Consider the following 20,503-nt stretch of genomic DNA (forward strand, 5'->3'; position numbering starts at 1 on the left):
CCTCAGAATTAAAGCCCGGGAATATTCAAACCGCCCGTCAACGCTGCCATCTCTTTATCAGCAGCCTCATCTACAACGCGGACCGCTTCATTGACAGCCGCAGCAACCAAATCTTCCAACATTTCAATATCATCCGGCTGAACAACATCCGGGTTCAATTTCAAGCTGGTGACCTGATGATTTCCTGTCATCGTCAGCTCCACCATACCGCCGCCGGCTGTAACACTGTATGAAGTCTGCTCCAGTTCTTCCTGTTTTTTCTTTACATTTTCCTGCATCTGCTGTGCCTGCTGCATCAGCTGTGCCATACTCTGTTTTCCATATCCCTGGGGAAGTCTCGCTTTCATTGATAAAACCTCTTTCCTGTTATTTTACATTTCATCCTCGTAGATTACTTCTACGCCATGCTGTTCCAAAGACTGAAGCGTTTGCTGCGCAATATTCTGTGGATTTGCCGCCTGCATATTCTTTTTCTTATATGGCCCGATCGCATAGCGAATTCCGGTAATCTCTTGAATTGTTGATTTGATCAGATCGGTCGAATACTCGTTCTGACGCATAAACTCCAAAAAAAGCTCGCTCCCGTCAATCAGAATACGCCGACCGTCATAGTAAGCCTTGGTCCCGCGCATATTGACAAACAACATCGTATCCTTCGCCTCCATCGCCTGGATCACTTCGTTCCACTGCGAGAAAGGCTGTTCCGTAACCCCTTCCGGAAGTTTCGGCAAAGGCTTGCGTGCTGTTTTGACCGGTTCATCCTGTCTAGGTGCCGCCTTCGCTTCCGACTTTGGAGATTCCGAGGTCGTTTCCGGCGAAGCAGATACGTCTTTTGATGTCTCCCATGGTGGCGGATCCTGCGACACAGTCGGCTGGGTCAATTCTACCGGCGGCACTGTCTGCAATACCGGTGCACTCGCAAAAGGTCTCGGGCCGCTCTGAACGGAAGTGGAAACTGACGCCACCGGCGCTGCACTGGATACCACCATCGGTTTCTCATCTTCGCATAAACTGAACAGCGCCAATTCCAACTCAATCCGCGGATCGGTTCCCTTTCCCATTTTATCCAGCGCTTCACACAATCGGCGAATAGCGCGAATCGCCATTGACTGAGGTACCGAAGAAGCCATTTCCAAATACCGCTTCTCGTCTTCTTCACTCACACCAATCAGCAGCTGCGCACCGCCCGGTACATTTGCCAGAAGAAGATTTCTATAATGCAGGATCAACTCATCGCAAAGGCGCTTGATATCGATGGATTTTTCGCGCAGCTGTGCCACTAAGACCAACGCCTGTGTAGCATCTTTTTCAGCAATCGCACGGCACAGTTCAAACAAATAACTTTTGTCCGTTACACCGGCCATTCGCCGTACCACATCGATATCCACATGGTCTGTCACACCAGCGCATGTATCCAAAATGGAAAGCGCATCCCGCATCGCACCATCTGCCAATCGCGCAATCAGCCCTGCTGCCTGTGGTTCCAAATCAATTTTTTCCTGTCCTGCGACGTACAGCAGTCTTCCCTCAATGTCTTCCGGAGAAATACGCGTAAAATCGTACCGTTGGCAACGGGATAAAATAGTAGCCGGAACTTTATGAATCTCTGTCGTTGCCAAAATAAAAATCACATGAGCAGGCGGCTCTTCCATAATCTTCAGCAAAGCGTTAAACGCCGCTGTGGAAAGCATGTGCACCTCATCAATGATATATACTTTGTACGTACATTCACTGGGCGTGTAAGCTGTTTCATCACGCAGATCGCGAATATTATCCACGCCATTGTTGGAAGCAGCGTCAATTTCCACCACATCCATCACACTGCCGTCATCAATCCCTCTGCAAATTGCACATTCGCCGCAGGGATCTGCCTCCTTACGGGAAAGGCAGTTAACGGCTTTCGCAAATATCTTGGCGCATGTAGTCTTACCCGTTCCTCTCGTGCCCGTAAAAATATAGGCATGACCGACTTTATCATGCAAAATCTGATTTTTCAGCGCAGTAGTAATTTCCGTTTGACCGACTACATCTTCAAACGTTTTCGGACGCCATTTGCGATAAAGAGCACGATACAAAGTCCGGCCACCTCCCTGCACGTAAAAAAATAGACAGGCCACGGCGTTCCACGCCCCGTATGCTGTTGGGTATACAGAGGACAGGAAACCTGCGGCGCACAGAACATGCCACTTAATGCTGCTCGGTTCCCCGCCTGACATGGTTCATGGAGTCCCATCGCACAGGGCCCGCCCTCTGTATACCGAACAGCACACATTTCGCCTGTCCAGTAACCAGTAACAAATTGTATTATACTATAGACTTATTCAAAATGCAAGAAAAAGCAACGATTGCCGTCAATCATGAATCACAACTGCACGACACCCCATAGCCGAGAACATCTGCTCAAACTCTTCCTTTTCCAGCACTCTTTCGCCATCCAGCGGATCTGCGAGCACGCATTTTGTTTCCCCCAAGGCAGTCAGCACTACACAATGTACATTGGCCAAACCTAAAATGGTTTCTCCTGTACTCAGGTCAGTCCATTCATAATTGCTGTAGCGGGGCATTTCTCCGTCTATTGTAATCCACACAATGACCGGAACCCCATCCGACAAATACTGACGAAGCCCTGCCTGTGTTACTCCGGTGATATCATAGGCATATAGTGTGCTTTCCTGCTGCTGCAAATAAAGATTGGCTCCTTCTGCAAGAGGCTTGGCAAAGCAGTAAAATCCGATACCTGTCGCAGGATCTCCCGGATACGCCTCGTTCGGGTCCACTCCATAACGGATTCCATCCTCTTCCCAAAAATCCACACGAGGAATATAGCCATAGGCCAAATCCAACTTATCAACAGAATAGCCATAAAATTGAAGGACAGCGGCCAGGCTTGCTGCCTCACACCCATTGGGAAGTTCCGGAAGCTGCATTACCGGCTCAACCCGAATCGGTTCCAAAACATATCCTTCCATCACTAAAAAGCGCCCTAAACCAATCGTCAGCAGGGCCGTCAGAACTGCAGCTGCCACCAGCTGCTTCAAGCGGAATCGCGCACGTCTTTCTGTACGTTCCCTTTGCGTGTTCGGTTGATGAGTCATCGTTTTGCGGTATAAAACAGCTGTCATCCTTCTTCCCTCCTTACAACTGCATTTTATCCCCCCCTTGTTACAAAACTGTATCTGTTTCAAAAAAAGAGCGGCAGTAATTACTGCCGCTCTTTTTTTGCATAGAACGATTCAGCGCAAGATCTCGCCGCTGTTCGGGCCGCCCGCCGCATTGCTTTCATCTGTATCAATGTGCATGGCAGTGGCAAATTTTTCGCTGACGCGAATGACCACATCGTCAAATACGACCTTGCGGCCTTCATTGCCGGTGGCAACCTTGACGATATCCTTGTCTTTAACACCTGCTTTTTCCGCATCTTCCGGAGTCATATGAACATGGCGTTTTGCCGCGATAACACCTTCAGAGATTTCAACCTCACCAGCAGGGCCAACCAATTTGCAGCCGGCAGAACCAGCAATATCACCGGATTCGCGAACCGGAGCAACAATTCCGATGGAGCGGGCATCCGTCAAGCTCAATTCTACCTGAGTGGCAGAACGAACCGGCCCCAAAATGGACACATTAGGCAGAGCCTTTTTCGGACCCACCACGGTCACACGCTCATTGGACGCATACTGTCCCGGCTGAGACAGCTCTTTCTTTACAGTCAGTTCATAGCCCTGACCAAACAGTTTTTCCAAATCTTCTTTTGTCACATGAACATGACGAGCAGAAGTTTCTACCAAAATCTTCATATACATACATCCTCCTTTAAGGTTCATCTTTATTTTAGCAACCTGCGTTCCAAACTGCAAGGGAAATATGCTATAATTAAAAAAAGAGCTCGAAGAAAAGGATGATTTCATGGACTTTGAAACACTTCGAAAAAATTGCCTTGATTGCCGCAAATGCGGTCTTTGCGAAACCCGAACCAATGTAGTATTCGGCACCGGAAATCCGCATGCGGAGATTATGTTTATCGGTGAAGGACCGGGCCAGCGTGAGGACGAACAGGGGCTTCCTTTTGTGGGACGTTCCGGCCAATTATTGGATCAATACCTCAGCGCGATTCATTTAAGCCGCGAGAAAAACATTTTCATCACCAATATCGTCAAATGCCGTCCCCCGCAGAACCGTGATCCCCTTCCCAACGAGTGGGATGCCTGTATCCCCTATCTCCGGGAGCAGTTCCGACTGATTCAACCCAAAATCGTGGTGTGCCTTGGCCGAATTGCTGCCCAGCGTATTATCCGGCCGGATTTCAGCGTTATGAAAGAGCATGGAACCTGGACCGAAAAAAACGGGACCTTTTTTACAGCCACACTGCACCCTGCTGCACTGCTTCGAAGCCCCGGGAACAAGCCGCTTGCTTTTGCAGACTTTGTTTCCATTCGTGAAAAAATACAAGAAATCTGCGCACACACATATCCGGCAGACGAAGAGTTGTAAGAAATCAGATTGCGCTTTTCTTTTGGTAGCATTTTCTCCGGTTCCACATATGATGGAACAAAAGGGGTGTTTGCTATGCAGGGAAAAGCGCTTGATTTTTTTCTGGGGTCACTTTCCCCCAGCGGATTTCACAGTTATTTTAAAAATGCTTATCCACAGTTGGAGCACGGCACCGTCCTTCTTTTAAAGGCCGGCCCCGGCTGCGGAAAATCTCAGTTGCTTTCACGCATTGGGCAAAAACTTCTAGATTGCGGAGAAACTGTCGAAAGAATTCACTGTTCTGCACATCCGTCTTCTCTGGACGGTGTCATTTGCCAACGGCTGCATTTCGCTGTATTTGACGCCACAGAACCGCACATTCTTGAGCCGGACTATCCCTTGGCGTTTGAACGAGTCATCTCTCTCGATTCGTTTTTAAATCCTGCCCTGTTAGCGCAGAATCGTCGCCAAATTGCAGAAATTTCCGAACAAAGTCATCGTGCATCGGAGCGTTCCGTACGCTACCTTTCCGCCGCCGCCTGTCTTCTTCAGGACACGGAACGCACTGTGTTCGGCTGCACCGATACAGCTAAAGTAAAGCAATTTGCGCACACGCTTGCACGTCGGTACTTTTCACAGCCCGGTTCGGGCGCGTGGGAAGACATTCGCCTGTTGAGCGCCATAACTCCTGACCAAATCACCCTGTTCAAGCAAACCGTTTCTCAACTGGCAGAAAATATTGTTGTTCTGGATGATCCGTATGGTGCCGCCGGGCGATTGCTGATGCAAGAGCTGCGCCAAATTGCGCTTTCTTCTCAAAACCACATCATCACCTGTTATTGCCCTTTTGAACCATACGGAAAAATTGACCATCTCTTCCTTCCGGAACAGAATACGGCTTTCGTACTTTCCAGCGCTTATCTTCCGCTGGAGTTTGATTCGCAGCGAACGATTCACGCCACACGTTTTATGAATCACAACGGATTGATGCTTCGCAAAAAGCGCATTCGATTCAACCAGAAAGCGACACGGGATCTAATTCGGCAAGCCTGCAAACTCTACCGCGAAGCACAGCAGGCAAGGTCTGCTTTAAAAGCATGTTATGCGTCAGCTTCCCGTCAGGAAGAATTTGACTGCGAATTGTCTCGTCTAGAAAAAACGATTCTTTCTTCCCTTTAAAAAATCCCCGGGATACTCCCCGGGGATTTTTTCATCCGTTCACCGTCTGGACAATGTTGAAGCCCGCTTTTGCCAATTCCTGCTTGATTTGTTCCACTTGTGCATGGTCTCGGGTTTCCATTCCAATATGAAGATAGCAGCTGGTGATGCGCATATTGGTATCCGCCTGGCTGTAATGAACACTGACTACGTTTCCGCCGCAGCGACTGATGACCTCACTGACTCCCTGCAACTGGCCGGGTTTGTCCTCCAAAGCAATGGTCAGCGTGCTGGAACGGCCTGCCATCATAAGGCCGCGTGCGATAACACGACTGAGGATATTCACATCAATGTTTCCGCCGCTCAGCAAGCAAACTGTCTTCTTGCCTTTGATATCCACCTTATTATACATAGCTGCAGCCACAGCAACCGCACCAGCGCCTTCTGCAATCAGTTTCTGGCGTTCAATCAGCGCGAGAACGGCCGCTGCCGTCTCATCATCTGTTACGGTAACGATTCCGTCTACATACTGATTGACCAGCTCATATGTCAAATCGCCCGGATGTTTTACCGCAATTCCATCAGCAAATGTCGAAACGCTGTCCAGTGTGAGCATCTGATGCTGTTCCATGGACTCCTTCATGCTGGGAGCCCCCGCCGACTGAACGCCATATACCTTGCATTCCGGGCGCAAGTGTTTGATTGCATAGGCAACGCCGCTGATCAGACCGCCGCCGCCTACCGGAACCAGCACCACATCCACCTCCGGCAACTGATCCAGAATTTCAAGGCCAACGGTTCCCTGACCTGCAATTACTTCATCATCATCAAACGGATGAATAAATGTATATCCTTTTTCCTTTTGCAATTTACAGGCATATTCATATGCCTCATCGTATGCCCCTTTTACAAGACATACTTTCGCACCGTAGGATTTTGTCGCTTCCACTTTACTGATGGGCGCACCATCCGGCATGCAAATTGTGCAGGGAATCTTGTTCTCCTGCGCAGCCAGCGCCACGCCCTGTGCATGGTTTCCCGCGCTGGATGCAATAACGCCCTTACTTTTTTCCTCTTCGCTCAATTGGCTGATTTTGTAATAGGCACCGCGCACCTTAAAACTGCCCGTCACCTGTAAATTTTCCGTTTTCAAAAAAATATTGCTCTCTGTATTCAATAATGGCGCAGCAATCATGTCCGTTTTTCGCGCAATTTTTTTCAAAACGTAGGCTGCATGGTAAATTTTATCCAGCGTCAGCATAGTCTTCCACTCCCACTCTTTCGCAATATAAGAAATATTTTAGCACTTCGCCGATACTTTGCCAAGCAAAAACATTGCGAACACGACAGTTTTTGCTGTATACTGATAAAAAGTATTTGAAAAGAGGGTTTTCCATGACCAGTGAAGTGCTTCAAACCAAGCTCCACAGTTTGGTGATTTTCCGAAATCTCCTGCAAAATCCCGTCATTCAAAAACTGGACGTTCTTTTGTGTGCTCCTTCTGAAAACACATTAAAACTGGCTGATGCATACGGAGCGTTTACCGCAGCCTTATTCACACATACAACCGATTGGAGTCAATTCTTGATGGACAGTGTGTTAGAGGATGAAAACCTCTATATTCATGCTTACTGTCAAAACCTTTCGGCCGACAAAGCGCTGCAGGATTGTCTGGACTGGGAACTTGACTTCTTGCAGGAATTATCTCTTTTTTCTCCTGAGCAAGTCCCATTGGAAGACAAACCAGCCCTCTGGTCTACACACACCATTCCTTTTGCTGCTACCTATCATCAGCGCTTGAAAGATTTGCCGCAGCGCGGCTATGGAATATTTGCCCGCCACCACGTCTTCACCGTCAACAACGGCGAGCTGGTGCCCGTCAAACATCCCGACCCTCAATCACTTGCCCAGCTTTCCGGCTACGAACAGGAACGCAGCCAGGTTATTGCCAACACCCGCGCACTGTTGGCCGGGAAACCCGCCAGCAATGTTCTCCTGTACGGAGATGCCGGGACCGGCAAAAGCAGTACCGTTAAAGCAATCGCCAACGAATTTGCGTCTGAGGGCCTGCGCCTGATCGAAGTAAAAAAAGCTCAATTGTACCAGATCCCGGACATTGTAGAACGATTGAGCCTAAATCCTCTCAAATTTATTCTGTTCATTGACGACCTCAGTTTCTCCTCAAACGACAATGACTTTTCTGCTTTGAAGGCGATTTTGGAAGGAAGCGTTTCAAGCCGGGGTAAAAACCTTGCTATTTACGCTACATCCAACCGCCGTCATCTAATCAAGGAAAGTTTTGCCGATCGGGATGGTGACGAGATTCATCTGGCAGATACCATGCAGGAATTGCTCAGCTTATCTGCACGATTTGGCCTTACTGTTACCTTCTCGCGCCCCGATAAAACACTGTACCAACACATCGTAGAAAATCTTGCCGTGCTGTATGACCTCTCAGTGCCCAAAGACCAACTGCTGGCACAGGCAGAAACCTTTGCTCTTCGTGCCGGCGGCAGAAGCCCGCGCACTGCCAAGCAATTCATTGAACAGCTGAAAGCACGGGAAAACACTTGACCTGAATCCTGACCGCCTGCCCGCTTTCGGGCAGGCGGTCTTTGAATCACCAGGAAACATATAAAGAAACAGGCAGCGGAAGAGAACCGCTGCCTGTTTCTTTTTTGAGTCGCTTATTTGTGCAGCCAGCTCATCATCTTGCGCAGTTCAGCGCCGACGCCTTCCACCGGATGCTCCGCCTCGCGACGGCGGGTCGCCAGGAATTTCGCTTTGCGGCCGCCCGCCGAGCTCATTTCCTGCATAAATTCACTGGCAAATGTGCCATCCTGAATTTCGGTGAGAACCTGCTTCATCTCCTTGCGGGTTTCTTCCGTAATCAGGCGCTTGCCGGTACGATAATCGCCATATTCCGCAGTGTTGGAAATGGAATACCGCATTTTGCCGAAGCCGCCCTCGTTGATCAAATCAACGATCAGCTTCATCTCATGGATGCACTCAAAATAAGCCATTTCCGGCTCATAGCCAGCTTCTACCAGCGTGTCAAAGCCGGCATGCATCAGTTCGCATACACCGCCGCACAGAACTGCCTGCTCACCGAACAGGTCCGTCTCTGTCTCCTCACGGAAGCTGGTTTCCAAAATACCTGCACGGCCTGCACCAATACCACAAGCATACGCCAAGGCAATATCTTTTGCCTTTCCGGAATAATCCTGATGTACAGCAATCAGGCTGGGAACGCCTTTGCCCTCCACATACTGGCTACGGACCGTGTGGCCGGGGCCTTTGGGAGCAACCATGATAACATCCAGGTTTTTAGCCGGCTGCACAAAATTGAAATGAATGTTGAAGCCGTGCGCGAACATCAGGACGTTGCCCTCTTCCATATAAGGAGCGACCTGCTTGTTGTAAATGTCAGCAGCCAGTTCGTCAGGCACCAGCATCATCACAATGTCGCCAGCCTTTGCGGCCTCTTCAATTTCCATTACTTTGAAGTTCTCGTGAGTCTGTGCGAAGCTGGCCGCCTTGTCCCAGTGGCCGCTGCCTTTGCGCAAGCCGACAACCACGTTTACTCCACTTTCGGCCAGGTTCATGGAATGTGCATGTCCCTGGCTGCCAAAGCCGATTACCGCGACCGTCTTGCCATCCAGCAGACTCAGGTTGCAGTCACTGTCATAGTACTTCTTGATCATAACGCATTACTCCTCTATTTTAAATTTTTTTACCAAAGGGCACGGTTTCCCGTACCGGAAGATACTTATTTCACGCGCGGATGCTTCTGAATCCCGCCGCGCTCCAATGCCGTGACGCCTGTACGGCACATCTCCAAAATTTTGTACGGAGAGAGCACGTCCAGAAACCCGTCGATTTTATCCGGTTCTCCAGTCAATTCCATGACCATGCTTTCCCGAGACAAATCAATAATTTTGGCTTTGTAAATCTCTGCAATCTCACGTACTTCTGTACGGTTTTTTTCATCTGCTTCAATTTTTACAAGCAGCAACTCCCGCAGCAAGCTGTGTGAAGCATCCAAAGAAAAGATCTGCTGTGTCTCTTCCAGACGCGCCGTCTGTTTGATAATCTGCTCCAAAACCTTGGCATCGTCATGGACCACAATCGTAATACGGGACGTCTTCGGGTCATCGGTCGTGGATACGGTCAAGCTGTCAATGTTAAAGCCGCGGCGGCCGAACAGTGAAGCGACGCGTGTCAATACGCCGGAATGGTTGTCTACCAAAATACTCAATACTTCCTTCTGCATCTTACCGCCTCCCTTTAATCCATAATCATGTCTTCGATGGTACCGCCCGCCGGAATCATGGGAAGAACCTTCTCATCTTTGTCAATCACACATTCAATCCATACAGGGCCTTTGCTTTTCAGTGCCTGCTCGAAAGCCTGTGCAAATTCAGCTACGCTTTCGCAGTGATATCCTTTTGCACCAAATCCCTCGGCCAGTTTTACATAATTGGTTTTACGGTGCGGATCGGTGCTGGAATATCGTTTCTCATAGAAAGCAGTCTGCCACTGACGGACCATTCCCAAAACCGTATTGTTAAAGATCACGGTAATAATCGGCAACTCATAACTGACTGCAGTGCATGCTTCATTCAGATTCATATGGAAGGAACCGTCACCTGTCAAATGAATCACAGGACGATCGCCTACAGCCAATTTGGCGCCGATTGCTGCACCGTATCCGAAGCCCATGGTCCCCAAACCGCCGCTGGTCAGAAAACTGCGGGGACGAATATGCCGGATATATTGAGCCGCCCACATCTGATGCTGTCCCACATCCGTGACATAAACGGCATCCGGACCCGCCAGTTCACAAATTTTCCCAATCAGCTGGTGCGGAGTGATCCGAGTAGAACTGTTTTTCGGATGATAATCCTGCGCCTGCCAGGATTGCACCAATGCCATCCAGTCGGGATGTTTTGCCGGTTTCACCAAAGGCAGCAACTGCTGGAGGACTTGTTTTACATCTCCCACCAGGCTGTGATCCACTTCCACATTTTTGTTAATTTCACTCGGATCGATATCAATTTGAAGAATCTTGGCCCTCTTGGCAAACTGGTCAGGATTCAATGCAACACGGTCCGAGAAACGTGTTCCAATTGCCAAAACCAAGTCTGCTTCGTTGACTGCCCAGTTGGTTGTTCGATTTCCATGCATTCCCAGAAGGCCCATATTCAGCGGATCACCATATCCAAGTACTCCCGCCGCCATAATGGTATATGCCGCCGGGATTTCCGCCTTGCGGGCAAGTTCCAGCAGTTCTTCGCCAGCCTGAGACGCCGACACACCGCCGCCGAAATAAATCACAGGGCGCTCCGCCGCATTAATCATCTCTGCTGCCTGTTCCAAATCCTTCTGCTCAATATAAGTATGCATCTCCGGAATTTGGGGCTTTTTCGGCACAAATTCCGCCTTGGCCGATGTTACATCCTTCGGGATATCCACCAGTACCGGTCCTTTTCGCCCAGTTTGAGCAATGCGGAATGCATCCCGCAGAATGTCGGCCAACTCGTCTACTTTTCTTACTACAAAATTATGTTTGGTGATCGGCATGGTAATACCGGTAATATAAACCTCCTGAAAACTGTCACGTCCGATCAAAGACGTTCCCACGTTTCCTGTGATCGCCACCATAGGGATGCTGTCCATATACGCCGTGGCAATTCCGGTCACTAAATTTGTGGCGCCCGGTCCGCTGGTGGCCAGAACCACACCGGTCTTACCGGTAGCTCGGGCATATCCATCCGCTGCATGTGCAGCCCCCTGTTCATGCGCCGTCATTACGTGGTGAATCTTATCACGATAATGGTACAGTGAATCATAAAGGTTCAGCACCGCGCCGCCTGGATAACCAAACAGCGTATCTACTCCCTGTTCCACCAAAACTTCTGCAAAAATATCCGCGCCTGTCAATAACATCAGATACGCCCCCCTCTTACAAAATAAAAAAGCCCATGTCTCCTTACAATCAGAGACAAAGGCCGTTAAAGCACTCTGCGGTACCACTCTGCTTGCTGCCTTTCGACAGCCGCTCACTGCGCGCCCAGACACGCGCCCGCCCGATAACGGTGGCATCCGTCTTTCCCTACTGGCTAAAAGCGTTCGACAAAGCTGCTATGGAACGAGATTCACATGGTCTGTATACCGCACTTACACCGCCGGCGGCTCTCTTGAATACAGGTGGACATGCTACTGCTTTCCGTCACTGCATTTGGTGTTATTGTGGTCCATTATAACGAAATGTTGTTCAATTGTCAAACACTTTTTCTGAAAAAGAAAAAGTTTTCTTGCCGCCCCGTTCACCGCATGGTATGCTTAAAGAAAAAGTACGCGCAAATGCGGTTTTCACCTTGGAGATGTAGTCATGGAAGAAGTCAGATTATCTGTTCGGAGCCTTATAGAATTTGTACTGCGCTGCGGCAGTATCGACAGCCGTTTTTCCGGATTTGACCGCGCCAACGAAGGAAGCCGCATTCATCGAAAGCTTCAAAAAGCTGCAGGCCAACAATATCATGCGGAAGTGTTTTTCCGCTCTTCCCGTCAGGTGGACGGAATCCACTATCTGCTGGAAGGGCGGGCCGACGGAGTGATTGAGGAAGAAGAATTTTACGTAGTCGATGAAATTAAAACCACAACCGCACCCACGGAACTTTTAACCGAAGATTTTAATCCCATGCATTGGGCGCAGGCGAAATGCTACGGCACATTTCTTTGCGAGGAGAAGCAGCTGGCAGGTGTTATGATTCAGCTGACTTATTATCAAGTCGACACTTCTGAGATCGTACGTCATCGAAGATATTTTTCCAAAACGCAGCTTCAGGATTTTCTTGCTGATACGCTTCATCTTTATACGCCTTGGGCCAAAATGGAACAACAGTGGCGCATCCAACGCAATGAAAGCTTAAAATCGCTTACTTTTCCGTTTTCTGACTACCGTCCCGGACAATACCGGCTCGCACGTGCCGTCTACCTGACTATTTGCGAAAAAAGCCGGCTGTTCGCTGCCGCACCTACCGGAATCGGAAAGACCATGTCCACTCTGTTTCCCGCATTAAAGGCTCTGGGCGAGGAGCACGGGGAGCGCATTTTTTATCTGACAGCAAAAACCATTACACGGCAAGCAGCAGAAGACGCATTGCACCGTTTGCGCGATCACTCGCCCGGTTTGCACGTCAAAACGCTGACACTCACCGCCAAAGATAAAATCTGTCCCATGGAGAATCGGGAATGCACACCAGAGGCCTGTCCTCTTGCCAACGGCTATTACGATCGCATCAACGGTGCACTGTTCCGGTTTCTGTCCTGCGAAGATGCCTTTACAAGAGAAAACATCCTTTCTTTCGCGCAAGAAAACGCACTGTGCCCTTTTGAGCTTGCGCTGGACCTGTCTAACTGGTGCGACTGCATCATCTGCGATTACAATTACCTCTTTGATCCCGTTGTCAGTTTGAAACGCTTTTTTACAGATGGCGGCGACTTTATTTTTCTGGTTGATGAAGCACACAATCTGGTCGATCGCGCCCGAAGCATGTACTCTGCCCGCTTATGCAAATCCGACTTTTGGGAAGCCAAAAAAGCGCTGGGAAAAGGCGGTGGAAAACTGAAAAGCGCACTTTTAAAACTGAATCGTGAGTGGATTTCTTTGCGCCAGCAAATTCAGGAAAGCGAGGAGCGTTTTCTCCTTTGCAAGGAAGGCAAAGTGGAAATTGCCCGTGCTCTTCCCGCATTCTCTTCCGCCGCAGAGGAATGGCTGGAAGAACATCGGGAAGGTGCATTGCACGACACAATTTTGCAGCTGTATTTTGATGTCTGCTTTTTCTTAAAAATTTGGGAACTTTACGATGAACACTTCACTTCTCTGCTGACACTCTCGGGAACAGAAATATCTCTGGAACTTCTGTGCCTCGATTCATCGATTTTTTTGGATGAATCTATGAAGCTGGGACGAGCCAGTATTCTGTTCAGCGCAACGTTGACACCAGTCGACTATTTTATACAGACACTGGGTGGTGGAGACGATTCCAAACGAATCCTTCTGGAAAGTCCTTTCCCCAAGGAAAATCTTTGCCTTTTGAGCGCCGATTCCATCAGCACCAAATACGCGGACCGGCACGCAAGCATAGATGCAGTTTGTGAAATGATTGCGACCTGTGCAGAGGCACATCGGGGAAACTACTTTATCTTCTTCCCATCTCACCGCTATCTGGCAGAGGTGTGTGAACGATTCCAGTCACTTTTTCCTCATTTAAATGTTATTGCACAACAGCCTTCCATGGAAGAAAGCGAAAAAGAAGCCTTCCTTTCACATTTTACAGCGGAAAGCTCTTTTCTCGGTTTTTGCGTTCTGGGCGGTATTTTTTCTGAAGGAATCGATTTGCCAGGGAAACGACTGGTCGGCTGTGTAATTGTTGGAGTCGGACTCCCACAGATTGGGGCTCGGCAAGATGCTCTCCGGCTTTACTATGAAGAAACCTTGGGCGAAGGATTTGCATATGCGTATCAATATCCCGGTATGAACAAAGTTTTGCAAGCCGCCGGACGCGTTATTCGAACGGAAACAGACCGCGGCGTCCTTCTTTTGATCGATACGCGCTATCGAACTTCCAACTATCGCAAACTTTTCCCATCGCACTGGTCTGAAATGCAGTCAATCCACTCAAAAGAATCATTAAAGGAATCACTGAATCGCTTTTGGAGCCTCTGACAAGCCAACCGCTTTACACAACGCTTTGCCCGCAAGCGCATGTAAAGCCAGTTGCCATTACACCAAAAAACAGGACGCACAACGGAATGTGTGCGTCCTGTTTTTTTATGTCGCTATCTTTCTGCGCAAAATGGAATACGTTGGAATCTGAATGGCAGACGGAATGGAAAAACGCATCATTGCATGTGGAGTGGAATCAATTTGCTGCCCTTCCTGATCGCAAATCCAATCCGGACAAAATCTGACCACATCACCAGAGGGGGTCAGCGCTTCCAGCGGGTCGCCCAAATTCCATTTCCCGCGCTGTGTACAAAAAGCCGTGCCATCTTTCCAGTCATCTACCACGGCTACTACTTCCCAATCACGAATATACCCGCCGGCCTTCACATTTTGTATGGCGTCTTCCTTTCCAAAATAGAAGCCCGGGGAATATCGCCGATGAGAAATCTTTGTCAGTTCTTCCAGCACTTCTTCCGGACATATAAACTTCTGCGAACTTCTCAAATAAGCATCCAAGGCCTTTCGGTAAGCTGCTGTGGTACTGGCAACATAATAGAACGTCTTCGCCCTTCCTTCGATTTTCAGGCTGTCAACCCCCGCCTCACAAATCAAATCCAAAAACGGCGCCGTACATAAATCATCTGCATTTAAAATGTAACTGCCCTCTTCCGTTTCCCCGATGGGGAAATGGCGATCCGGTCGGTGTTCCTCCACGAGATTCCACGCCCAACGGCAAGGCTGTGTACACTCTCCCCGGTTGGCATCTCTGCCCGTAAGATAGTGAGATAAGAGGCATCGACCGGAATAAGACATGCACATGGCCCCATGCACAAAAGCCTCCAATTCCAATTTTTCCGGTGTATGATCCCGAATGACCGCAATTTCCTGCAAAGACAATTCCCGCGCCAAAACAACACGCTTTGCCCCCAGCTCATAGGCCATATTCGCCGCCATGTAATTGGAGATGCCCACTTGAGTAGACAAATGAATCTCTACATCGGGAGCATATTTTTTTACGATTGCCAATACACCCAAGTCCGCCACAATGAACGCATCGATGCCCGTAGACGCCGCCTGACGAACAAAATCAGGCATCCGCGCGACCTCTTCATTGGTCGGCACGGTGTTCAGCGTGAGATAGACCCGGCATCCATGTTCGTGGGCAAATAAAACACCGTCACGCATTTGATCGACGGTAAAGTTTTTCGGCGCACTACGCATTCCAAATTCCGTCGCACCGATGTAAACAGCATCCGCGCCGTATCGAACCGCAAAGCGCAGACGCTCCAAATCACCTGCCGGACTCAACAATTCCGGTTTATTCAAAACTCTCAGTCCTTCCACATAAAAAGCGGCGCTTCAAAGCGCCGCTTTTGTTTTTTAGCCGGGCATCGTGCCTTCCGCTTTTTGCTTGTCCACTTGTGCCTGATGCTCTTCAGCGGTCTTATTAAAATAGTAGTTCCCCAATGTGTCCGTTACAAAGAAATAATAATCACCATAATACGGACTCTCCGCATATTTCAAAGTATTGGTCATCGCCTCCAGGCCAGGGTTGGAAATCGGGCCGGCCGGAAGCCCCGCCACATTGTATGTGTCGTAATTGTCGATGATATTTTGCGGAATATTATCCCATCCGCCGTAATACGGTGCAATGGTATTGTTGATATAGTTGTTGTCATTGTCGTTTTTAATATAACTGGCACAGTTACTTTCCAAACGCGGTACAGGAGAATTCTCAGCCAATCTGTTCATAAAGACCGCAGCCACATCTGCCTGATGTTCGGCTCCGCCCGCTTCTTCCTGCACAATCGATGCCAGCGTTACAAACTCAGACAACGTGAATCCCATTTCATCCACTTTCTGGTACATTTCCTCAGTGAACTTTTTGTCGAATTCTCCGTAAATTTTGGCCACCATGTTATATACATCGTCGCCCACGAAGAAATCATACGTATCCGGGAACAAATAGCCTTCACAAGCCATAAACTGATTCGGATTTTCGTCACGTTTGTTCCAGAACGTAAATTGACTGAAATCTCCGTTATTGGCTACATCCAAAAATTCCTCTGCCGTGCACAGGCCCGCCTCTTCCATCCGCTGTGCAAACTGAACAGCCGGGATTCCTTCCGGGAATGTCACACGCACCGTATCCCGATTATCCTGGGGCTGCTGTAAAACCTCCAAAATCTCATCATAAGTCATATCGGAGCTCAGCTCAAAACTGCCATACTGCAAAGCAGGTGCGACGCCTTCCAACTTGACATACAGCCGGAAAATCTGTGCAGATTGAATGATGCCAGCTTCCTCAAGCGCTTGCCCGATGGTCAACGGGCCGGCCCCCTGCTCTACCTCTACCGTTGCTTTTTCAATGACCTGTCCCCGGCTTCCATTCAGTTCCCGCAAAACAAGTGTTCCACCCAAGCCAATCGCCGCAAAAATAATCACCAAAAGCAGGAGCAGCACAATAAAACAGCCACGCCCTTTCTTCTTTTTCTTCTTGGGCGGTTCATCTTCGTACTCTTCCGGCTCCTCCGGCGAATCTTCTTGCGTCTGCCATTGCTCCTGCACTTGAGGCTCCGGCTGCAGCGGTTCTTTCTTCGGTTCCGAAGAGGCCTGACTCACCTTTCCTTTCGCACGTACTTGCTGTGCAAGCTCGTAAAGTTTTTCATCATATGCCTGCTTCTGTTCCGGCGTAAGGCGATCCAGTCTATGCCGAAGCTCCTGAATCTTTTCCGCATATTCTTTTTGCTGCTCCGCCGGGAGCTGAGCCAGCGCAATATATACCTGCGCAAGCTTTTCCACATACTCCTGCTCTTTCGGAGACAAACGCTTTTCGTCCATTTTGCACCTCTGTTCTCAGATTTCAATCAACTTGCTTTACCAAAGTTTGGATATCTTTCTGAATCTCCTCTTTTGCACGCATCTCTCCATTTTGAGAGCATTGAATCCGTTTCCATCCAAGTGTTTTCACACAATATTGTGCCGCAGCACGGCTATGTTCCAGGTAATGCAAATTCTGCTCGTGAATATCTTTTTTCTTTTCATCGCCGCCGTACCGTTTCGTGAGCAATTTTTGTGATACATCCGGATCCACATCCAGATAGATCACCTGATCCGGTTTGGGAATTCCGATTTTATTATATTCAAAATCGAACAGCCAGTAAAGATATTCGTCCCATTGTTCTTTCGGCAGTTTTGCGCACTGATGAACCGCATTGGAAGTAGTATAGCGATCCGCCAGAACGATTCCACCATTCTGATAAAAATCCCACCAGTTCATGCGATAGCTCGCATAACGGTCTACCGCATAGAAACTGGAAGCGGCATATGCGTTTACGCTTTCAGCGTCTGTTCCAAAATCCCCCGCCAGATACATTTTGACAAGCGAACTGGAGGGGCTTTCATAGTCCGGGAACGTAACTTTTTTTACTGCATATCCCTCTTGTGTCAGTGCATTCCACAAAAGTTCTGTTTGGGTCGCCTTGCCGCTCCCGTCAAGTCCTTCCAGAACAATCAGTTTTCCTCTCACTTTTTTCGCCCCTTCTCCGGCTTCTTCAAACTTTTTTCAGCGGTGCATAATTCGCCATGGTCTTTTTCACGCCAGCCTTTTCAAAGCGAATCTCCACAATGGTATCTCCGGCCACGGGCGTGATCTTCTGCACCACTCCGCGACCAAACACCTTGTGCTCCACAAGATCGCCCACTCGGAAATTCTTATCTCCATCTCTCGAAGGCACCTGTTGCTGCGGACGTGCTGCAACACTGCCCGCCTGAATGGCCGAACCGGCCTGAATCCCGGAAGTCAATCTCGTTCCGGTTTGCCGCGGTTTGATCGTAATATTGACGCCTGTCGAATTGGCAGGTACACGATTATACTCACGATTCAGATATACTCCGGAATTATTGGAAGGATAACCGCCTCTTGCATCGCTTTGATAACGCTGCCGCACCATTTGCATCTGCCGTGCAACCGGGCTTTGCTCCACCGTAAGAAGGTCAGGATCAATCTCATCCAAAAAGCGTGAATGCTTATTTCGCTTGGTTTGGCCAAACATCATACGCGAATTAGCGCTGGAAAGATACAGCTCTTTGCGCGCACGCGTAATTCCCACATAGCACAACCGCCGTTCCTCTTCCAAATCCTCATTGGAATAGCGGCTCATTTCGCTTGGGAAAATTCCCTCTTCAAGGCCGACGATGAACACATAATCAAATTCCAGCCCTTTAGCTGCGTGCATTGTCATCAAAACGACCACATCGGCCTGATCATCATAGCTGTCAATATCGCTGATCAGCGCAACCTCTTCCAGGAACCCTTCCAGAGAAGCTTCCGGACCCCGCTGATCAGCATATGTTTTCACACTGGAAACCAGCTGGCCAATATTTTCCAGACGTGTCTGACCTTCCTCGCCCGCCAATTCCAACATGGCCCGATACCCTGTAATGTCCAGCAGTTCTGTTACAAAGGCATCCAACGGCAGAGTTTCATATACTTTTATCAGCTGTTCGTAAATACCGTAAAACTTCTGCAAAGCGCCGACCGCGCGCCCAAGAGCGGGGTATTCACCGCAATGCTCGATAACATCCAACATCGGTATTCCCAGCCCGCTTGCAATATCCGCCGCATTCTGAACAGTAGTCGCTCCAATTTTTCTTGCCGGCTCGTTAATGATTCGGCGAAGGCGCAAATCATCCTGTCGATTGGCAACAACGGCCATGTACGCAATAATATCTTTGATTTCCTTGCGGTCATAAAAGCGCTGCCCGCCTACAATTTTATACGGAATGCCCGCACGGGCAAAATAGGTCTCAATCGGTCCTGACTGCGCATTCATACGGTACAGAATAGCATGGTCGCGCAGTTTGGCTCCTTTGCGAAGATTCTGGCCGATTACCGTAGCAACGTGGGCTGATTCCTCCATTTCAGAATCTGCTTCATAATAAAGGATCTTATCGCCCTGGCCATTGTCTGTCCACAGAGTTTTGCCTTTTCTCGCCTGGTTATTCTGAATAACACAGTTCGCCGCATCCAAAATTGTGGAAGTGGAGCGATAGTTCTGTTCCAGACGTATCACCTTTGCGCCCTGAAAATGCTCTTCGAAATTCAGAATATTTTCAATGGTAGCGCCACGGAAACGATAAATACTTTGGTCATCATCTCCTACCACGCACACATTGCGATGTGCGCCTGCCAAAAGATACACCAACTGGAATTGAGCTACACTGGTATCCTGGTATTCGTCCACCAGCACATATTGATAGCGCGACTGATAAAATTCCCGCACGTCTTCGCACTCCTGAAGCAGACGAACGGTTTGATAAATCAAGTCGTCAAAATCCATGGCACCAGCATGAAGCAGCCGCTTCTGATAGGCATCATAGATCTTGGCAATCAAGCCTGCGCGCGTATCGGCCGGAGCCGCCAATGCCTGTTTTGGACTGATCATTTTATCTTTCAAGCGCCCGATATTTGACATTGCCGCTTTTATTGGAATAAATTTATCATCCACATTCAGCGATTTATAGACCTCTTTCATCGCCCGCTGCTGATCGTCCGTATCATAGATGGTAAAACTTTTGGGATAACCCAGCCGTTCAGCATCACGCCGCAAAATTCGAACACATGCTGAATGAAAGGTGGATGCATGAACATCCTGTCCGGCTTCTCCAAGCATACTGGACAGTCGATTTTTTAATTCGCCCGCCGCCTTATTGGTAAAGGTAATCGCCAGTATATGATAAGGCCATACGGGCCGCTCAGCCAGAAGCGGAGCCAGCTCCGGAGATGGAGTACCTTTTTCACGGAGCAATAGTTCCAGTTCATCCACCAGCTCCTGAGACACTCCAAAAGGCGCCTTCTCTGTCTGATAGGCGTTTCCGAAACGAATCAAATTGGCAATTCGATTGACCAGAACGGTGGTCTTTCCGCTTCCGGCACCAGCCAAAATCAACAAAGGCCCTTGCGTATAAAAAACGGCCTGCTTTTGAACATCATTCAATTTTCCAAACTGAGATGCAATATAGTTTCTTCGCAATTCTAAAAACTTATTATCCAACGATTGACTCATGAAGTTCCCCTAGCTGATAAATTTTATCTGTTCACTCAAAACACGTACAGTATACCATAAATGCATTATAAAA

General features: G+C 48.8%; 16 protein-coding genes and 1 other RNA gene. 4 read left to right on the forward strand and 13 right to left on the reverse strand.

Features of this window, described 5'->3' with window-relative positions:
• Positions 1-8: 8 nt before the first annotated feature.
• The 5 genes from WMO24_RS14920 to pduL form a co-directional block, all read right to left on the reverse strand.
• Positions 9-347, reverse strand: coding sequence for a YbaB/EbfC family nucleoid-associated protein (locus tag WMO24_RS14920; RefSeq protein ID WP_349217172.1), 339 nt, complete (start codon positions 345-347; stop codon positions 9-11).
• A gap of 24 nt (positions 348-371) precedes the next feature.
• Positions 372-2,075 (reverse strand): DNA polymerase III subunit gamma/tau, encoded by a 1,704-nt coding sequence (dnaX, locus tag WMO24_RS14925; RefSeq protein ID WP_349217173.1) that lies wholly within the window; start codon positions 2,073-2,075, stop codon positions 372-374.
• 75 nt (positions 2,076-2,150) lie between these two features.
• Positions 2,151-2,249: signal recognition particle sRNA small type (ffs, locus tag WMO24_RS14930), an RNA gene on the reverse strand.
• Positions 2,250-2,351: 102 nt separating this feature from the next.
• The gene (locus WMO24_RS14935) at positions 2,352-3,122 is read right to left on the reverse strand and encodes a C39 family peptidase (RefSeq protein WP_349217174.1); all 771 of its coding nucleotides are present in this window, start codon (positions 3,120-3,122) and stop codon (positions 2,352-2,354) included.
• 111 nt (positions 3,123-3,233) lie between these two features.
• Positions 3,234-3,797 carry a phosphate propanoyltransferase gene (pduL, locus tag WMO24_RS14940; RefSeq protein WP_349217175.1) on the reverse strand — a complete coding sequence of 188 codons (564 nt, stop codon included), beginning with the start codon at positions 3,795-3,797 and terminating at the stop codon, positions 3,234-3,236.
• Positions 3,798-3,906: 109 nt separating this feature from the next.
• Here pduL and WMO24_RS14945 point away from each other — a divergent pair, with 109 nt between their 5' ends.
• Together WMO24_RS14945 and WMO24_RS14950 are read left to right on the forward strand one after the other, a co-directional pair.
• Entirely contained in the window at positions 3,907-4,491 is a 585-nt protein-coding gene (locus WMO24_RS14945) for a uracil-DNA glycosylase (RefSeq protein WP_349217176.1), read from the forward strand.
• A 9-nt stretch (positions 4,492-4,500) separates the two neighbouring features.
• Positions 4,501-5,649 carry a hypothetical protein gene (locus WMO24_RS14950; protein ID WP_349217177.1) on the forward strand — a complete coding sequence of 383 codons (1,149 nt, stop codon included), beginning with the start codon at positions 4,501-4,503 and terminating at the stop codon, positions 5,647-5,649.
• 31 nt (positions 5,650-5,680) lie between these two features.
• Here the strand turns inward: WMO24_RS14950 and ilvA are convergent, their stop codons facing one another.
• Positions 5,681-6,889 carry a threonine ammonia-lyase gene (gene ilvA / locus WMO24_RS14955; RefSeq protein ID WP_349217178.1) on the reverse strand — a complete coding sequence of 403 codons (1,209 nt, stop codon included), beginning with the start codon at positions 6,887-6,889 and terminating at the stop codon, positions 5,681-5,683.
• A 134-nt stretch (positions 6,890-7,023) separates the two neighbouring features.
• Here ilvA and WMO24_RS14960 point away from each other — a divergent pair, with 134 nt between their 5' ends.
• Positions 7,024-8,202, forward strand: coding sequence for an ATP-binding protein (locus WMO24_RS14960; protein WP_349217179.1), 1,179 nt, complete (start codon positions 7,024-7,026; stop codon positions 8,200-8,202).
• 113 nt (positions 8,203-8,315) lie between these two features.
• Here WMO24_RS14960 and ilvC read toward each other — a convergent pair whose 3' ends face one another.
• From ilvC to ilvB, 3 genes are all read right to left on the reverse strand, one after another.
• Entirely contained in the window at positions 8,316-9,332 is a 1,017-nt protein-coding gene (gene ilvC, locus WMO24_RS14965) for a ketol-acid reductoisomerase (protein WP_349217180.1), read from the reverse strand.
• Between the two features lie 65 nt (positions 9,333-9,397).
• On the reverse strand, positions 9,398-9,901 hold the full coding sequence (ilvN, locus tag WMO24_RS14970) for an acetolactate synthase small subunit (protein ID WP_349217181.1): 504 nt from the start codon (positions 9,899-9,901) through the stop codon (positions 9,398-9,400).
• 14 nt (positions 9,902-9,915) lie between these two features.
• Positions 9,916-11,577, reverse strand: coding sequence for a biosynthetic-type acetolactate synthase large subunit (ilvB, locus tag WMO24_RS14975; protein ID WP_349217182.1), 1,662 nt, complete (start codon positions 11,575-11,577; stop codon positions 9,916-9,918).
• Between the two features lie 445 nt (positions 11,578-12,022).
• Between ilvB and WMO24_RS14980 the strand changes: the two genes are divergently transcribed.
• On the forward strand, positions 12,023-14,362 hold the full coding sequence (locus WMO24_RS14980; protein WP_349217183.1) for an ATP-dependent DNA helicase: 2,340 nt from the start codon (positions 12,023-12,025) through the stop codon (positions 14,360-14,362).
• Between the two features lie 105 nt (positions 14,363-14,467).
• On the opposite strand, the gene WMO24_RS14985 is transcribed toward WMO24_RS14980, so the two are convergent.
• The 4 genes from WMO24_RS14985 to WMO24_RS15000 are packed head-to-tail and all read right to left on the reverse strand — an operon-like array spanning position 14,468 to position 20,430.
• Complete coding sequence (locus WMO24_RS14985; RefSeq protein ID WP_349217184.1) at positions 14,468-15,706, reverse strand: peptidase U32 family protein; 1,239 nt, start codon at positions 15,704-15,706, stop codon at positions 14,468-14,470.
• Between the two features lie 36 nt (positions 15,707-15,742).
• Positions 15,743-17,203: an endolytic transglycosylase MltG gene (gene mltG, locus WMO24_RS14990; RefSeq protein ID WP_349217185.1), complete on the reverse strand. Its 1,461-nt coding sequence runs from the start codon at positions 17,201-17,203 to the stop codon at positions 15,743-15,745.
• 22 nt (positions 17,204-17,225) lie between these two features.
• Positions 17,226-17,891, reverse strand: a complete 666-nt coding sequence (locus tag WMO24_RS14995; RefSeq protein WP_349217186.1) for a dTMP kinase — start codon at positions 17,889-17,891, stop codon at positions 17,226-17,228.
• A 25-nt stretch (positions 17,892-17,916) separates the two neighbouring features.
• The gene (locus WMO24_RS15000; RefSeq protein ID WP_349217187.1) at positions 17,917-20,430 is read right to left on the reverse strand and encodes an ATP-dependent helicase; all 2,514 of its coding nucleotides are present in this window, start codon (positions 20,428-20,430) and stop codon (positions 17,917-17,919) included.
• Between the last annotated feature and the right edge of the window lie 73 nt (positions 20,431-20,503).

Origin of the sequence: Ruthenibacterium intestinale (genome assembly GCF_040096265.1) — a bacterium.
In the GTDB taxonomy this organism is placed as follows: Bacteria; Bacillota; Clostridia; order Oscillospirales; family Ruminococcaceae; genus Ruthenibacterium; species Ruthenibacterium komagatae.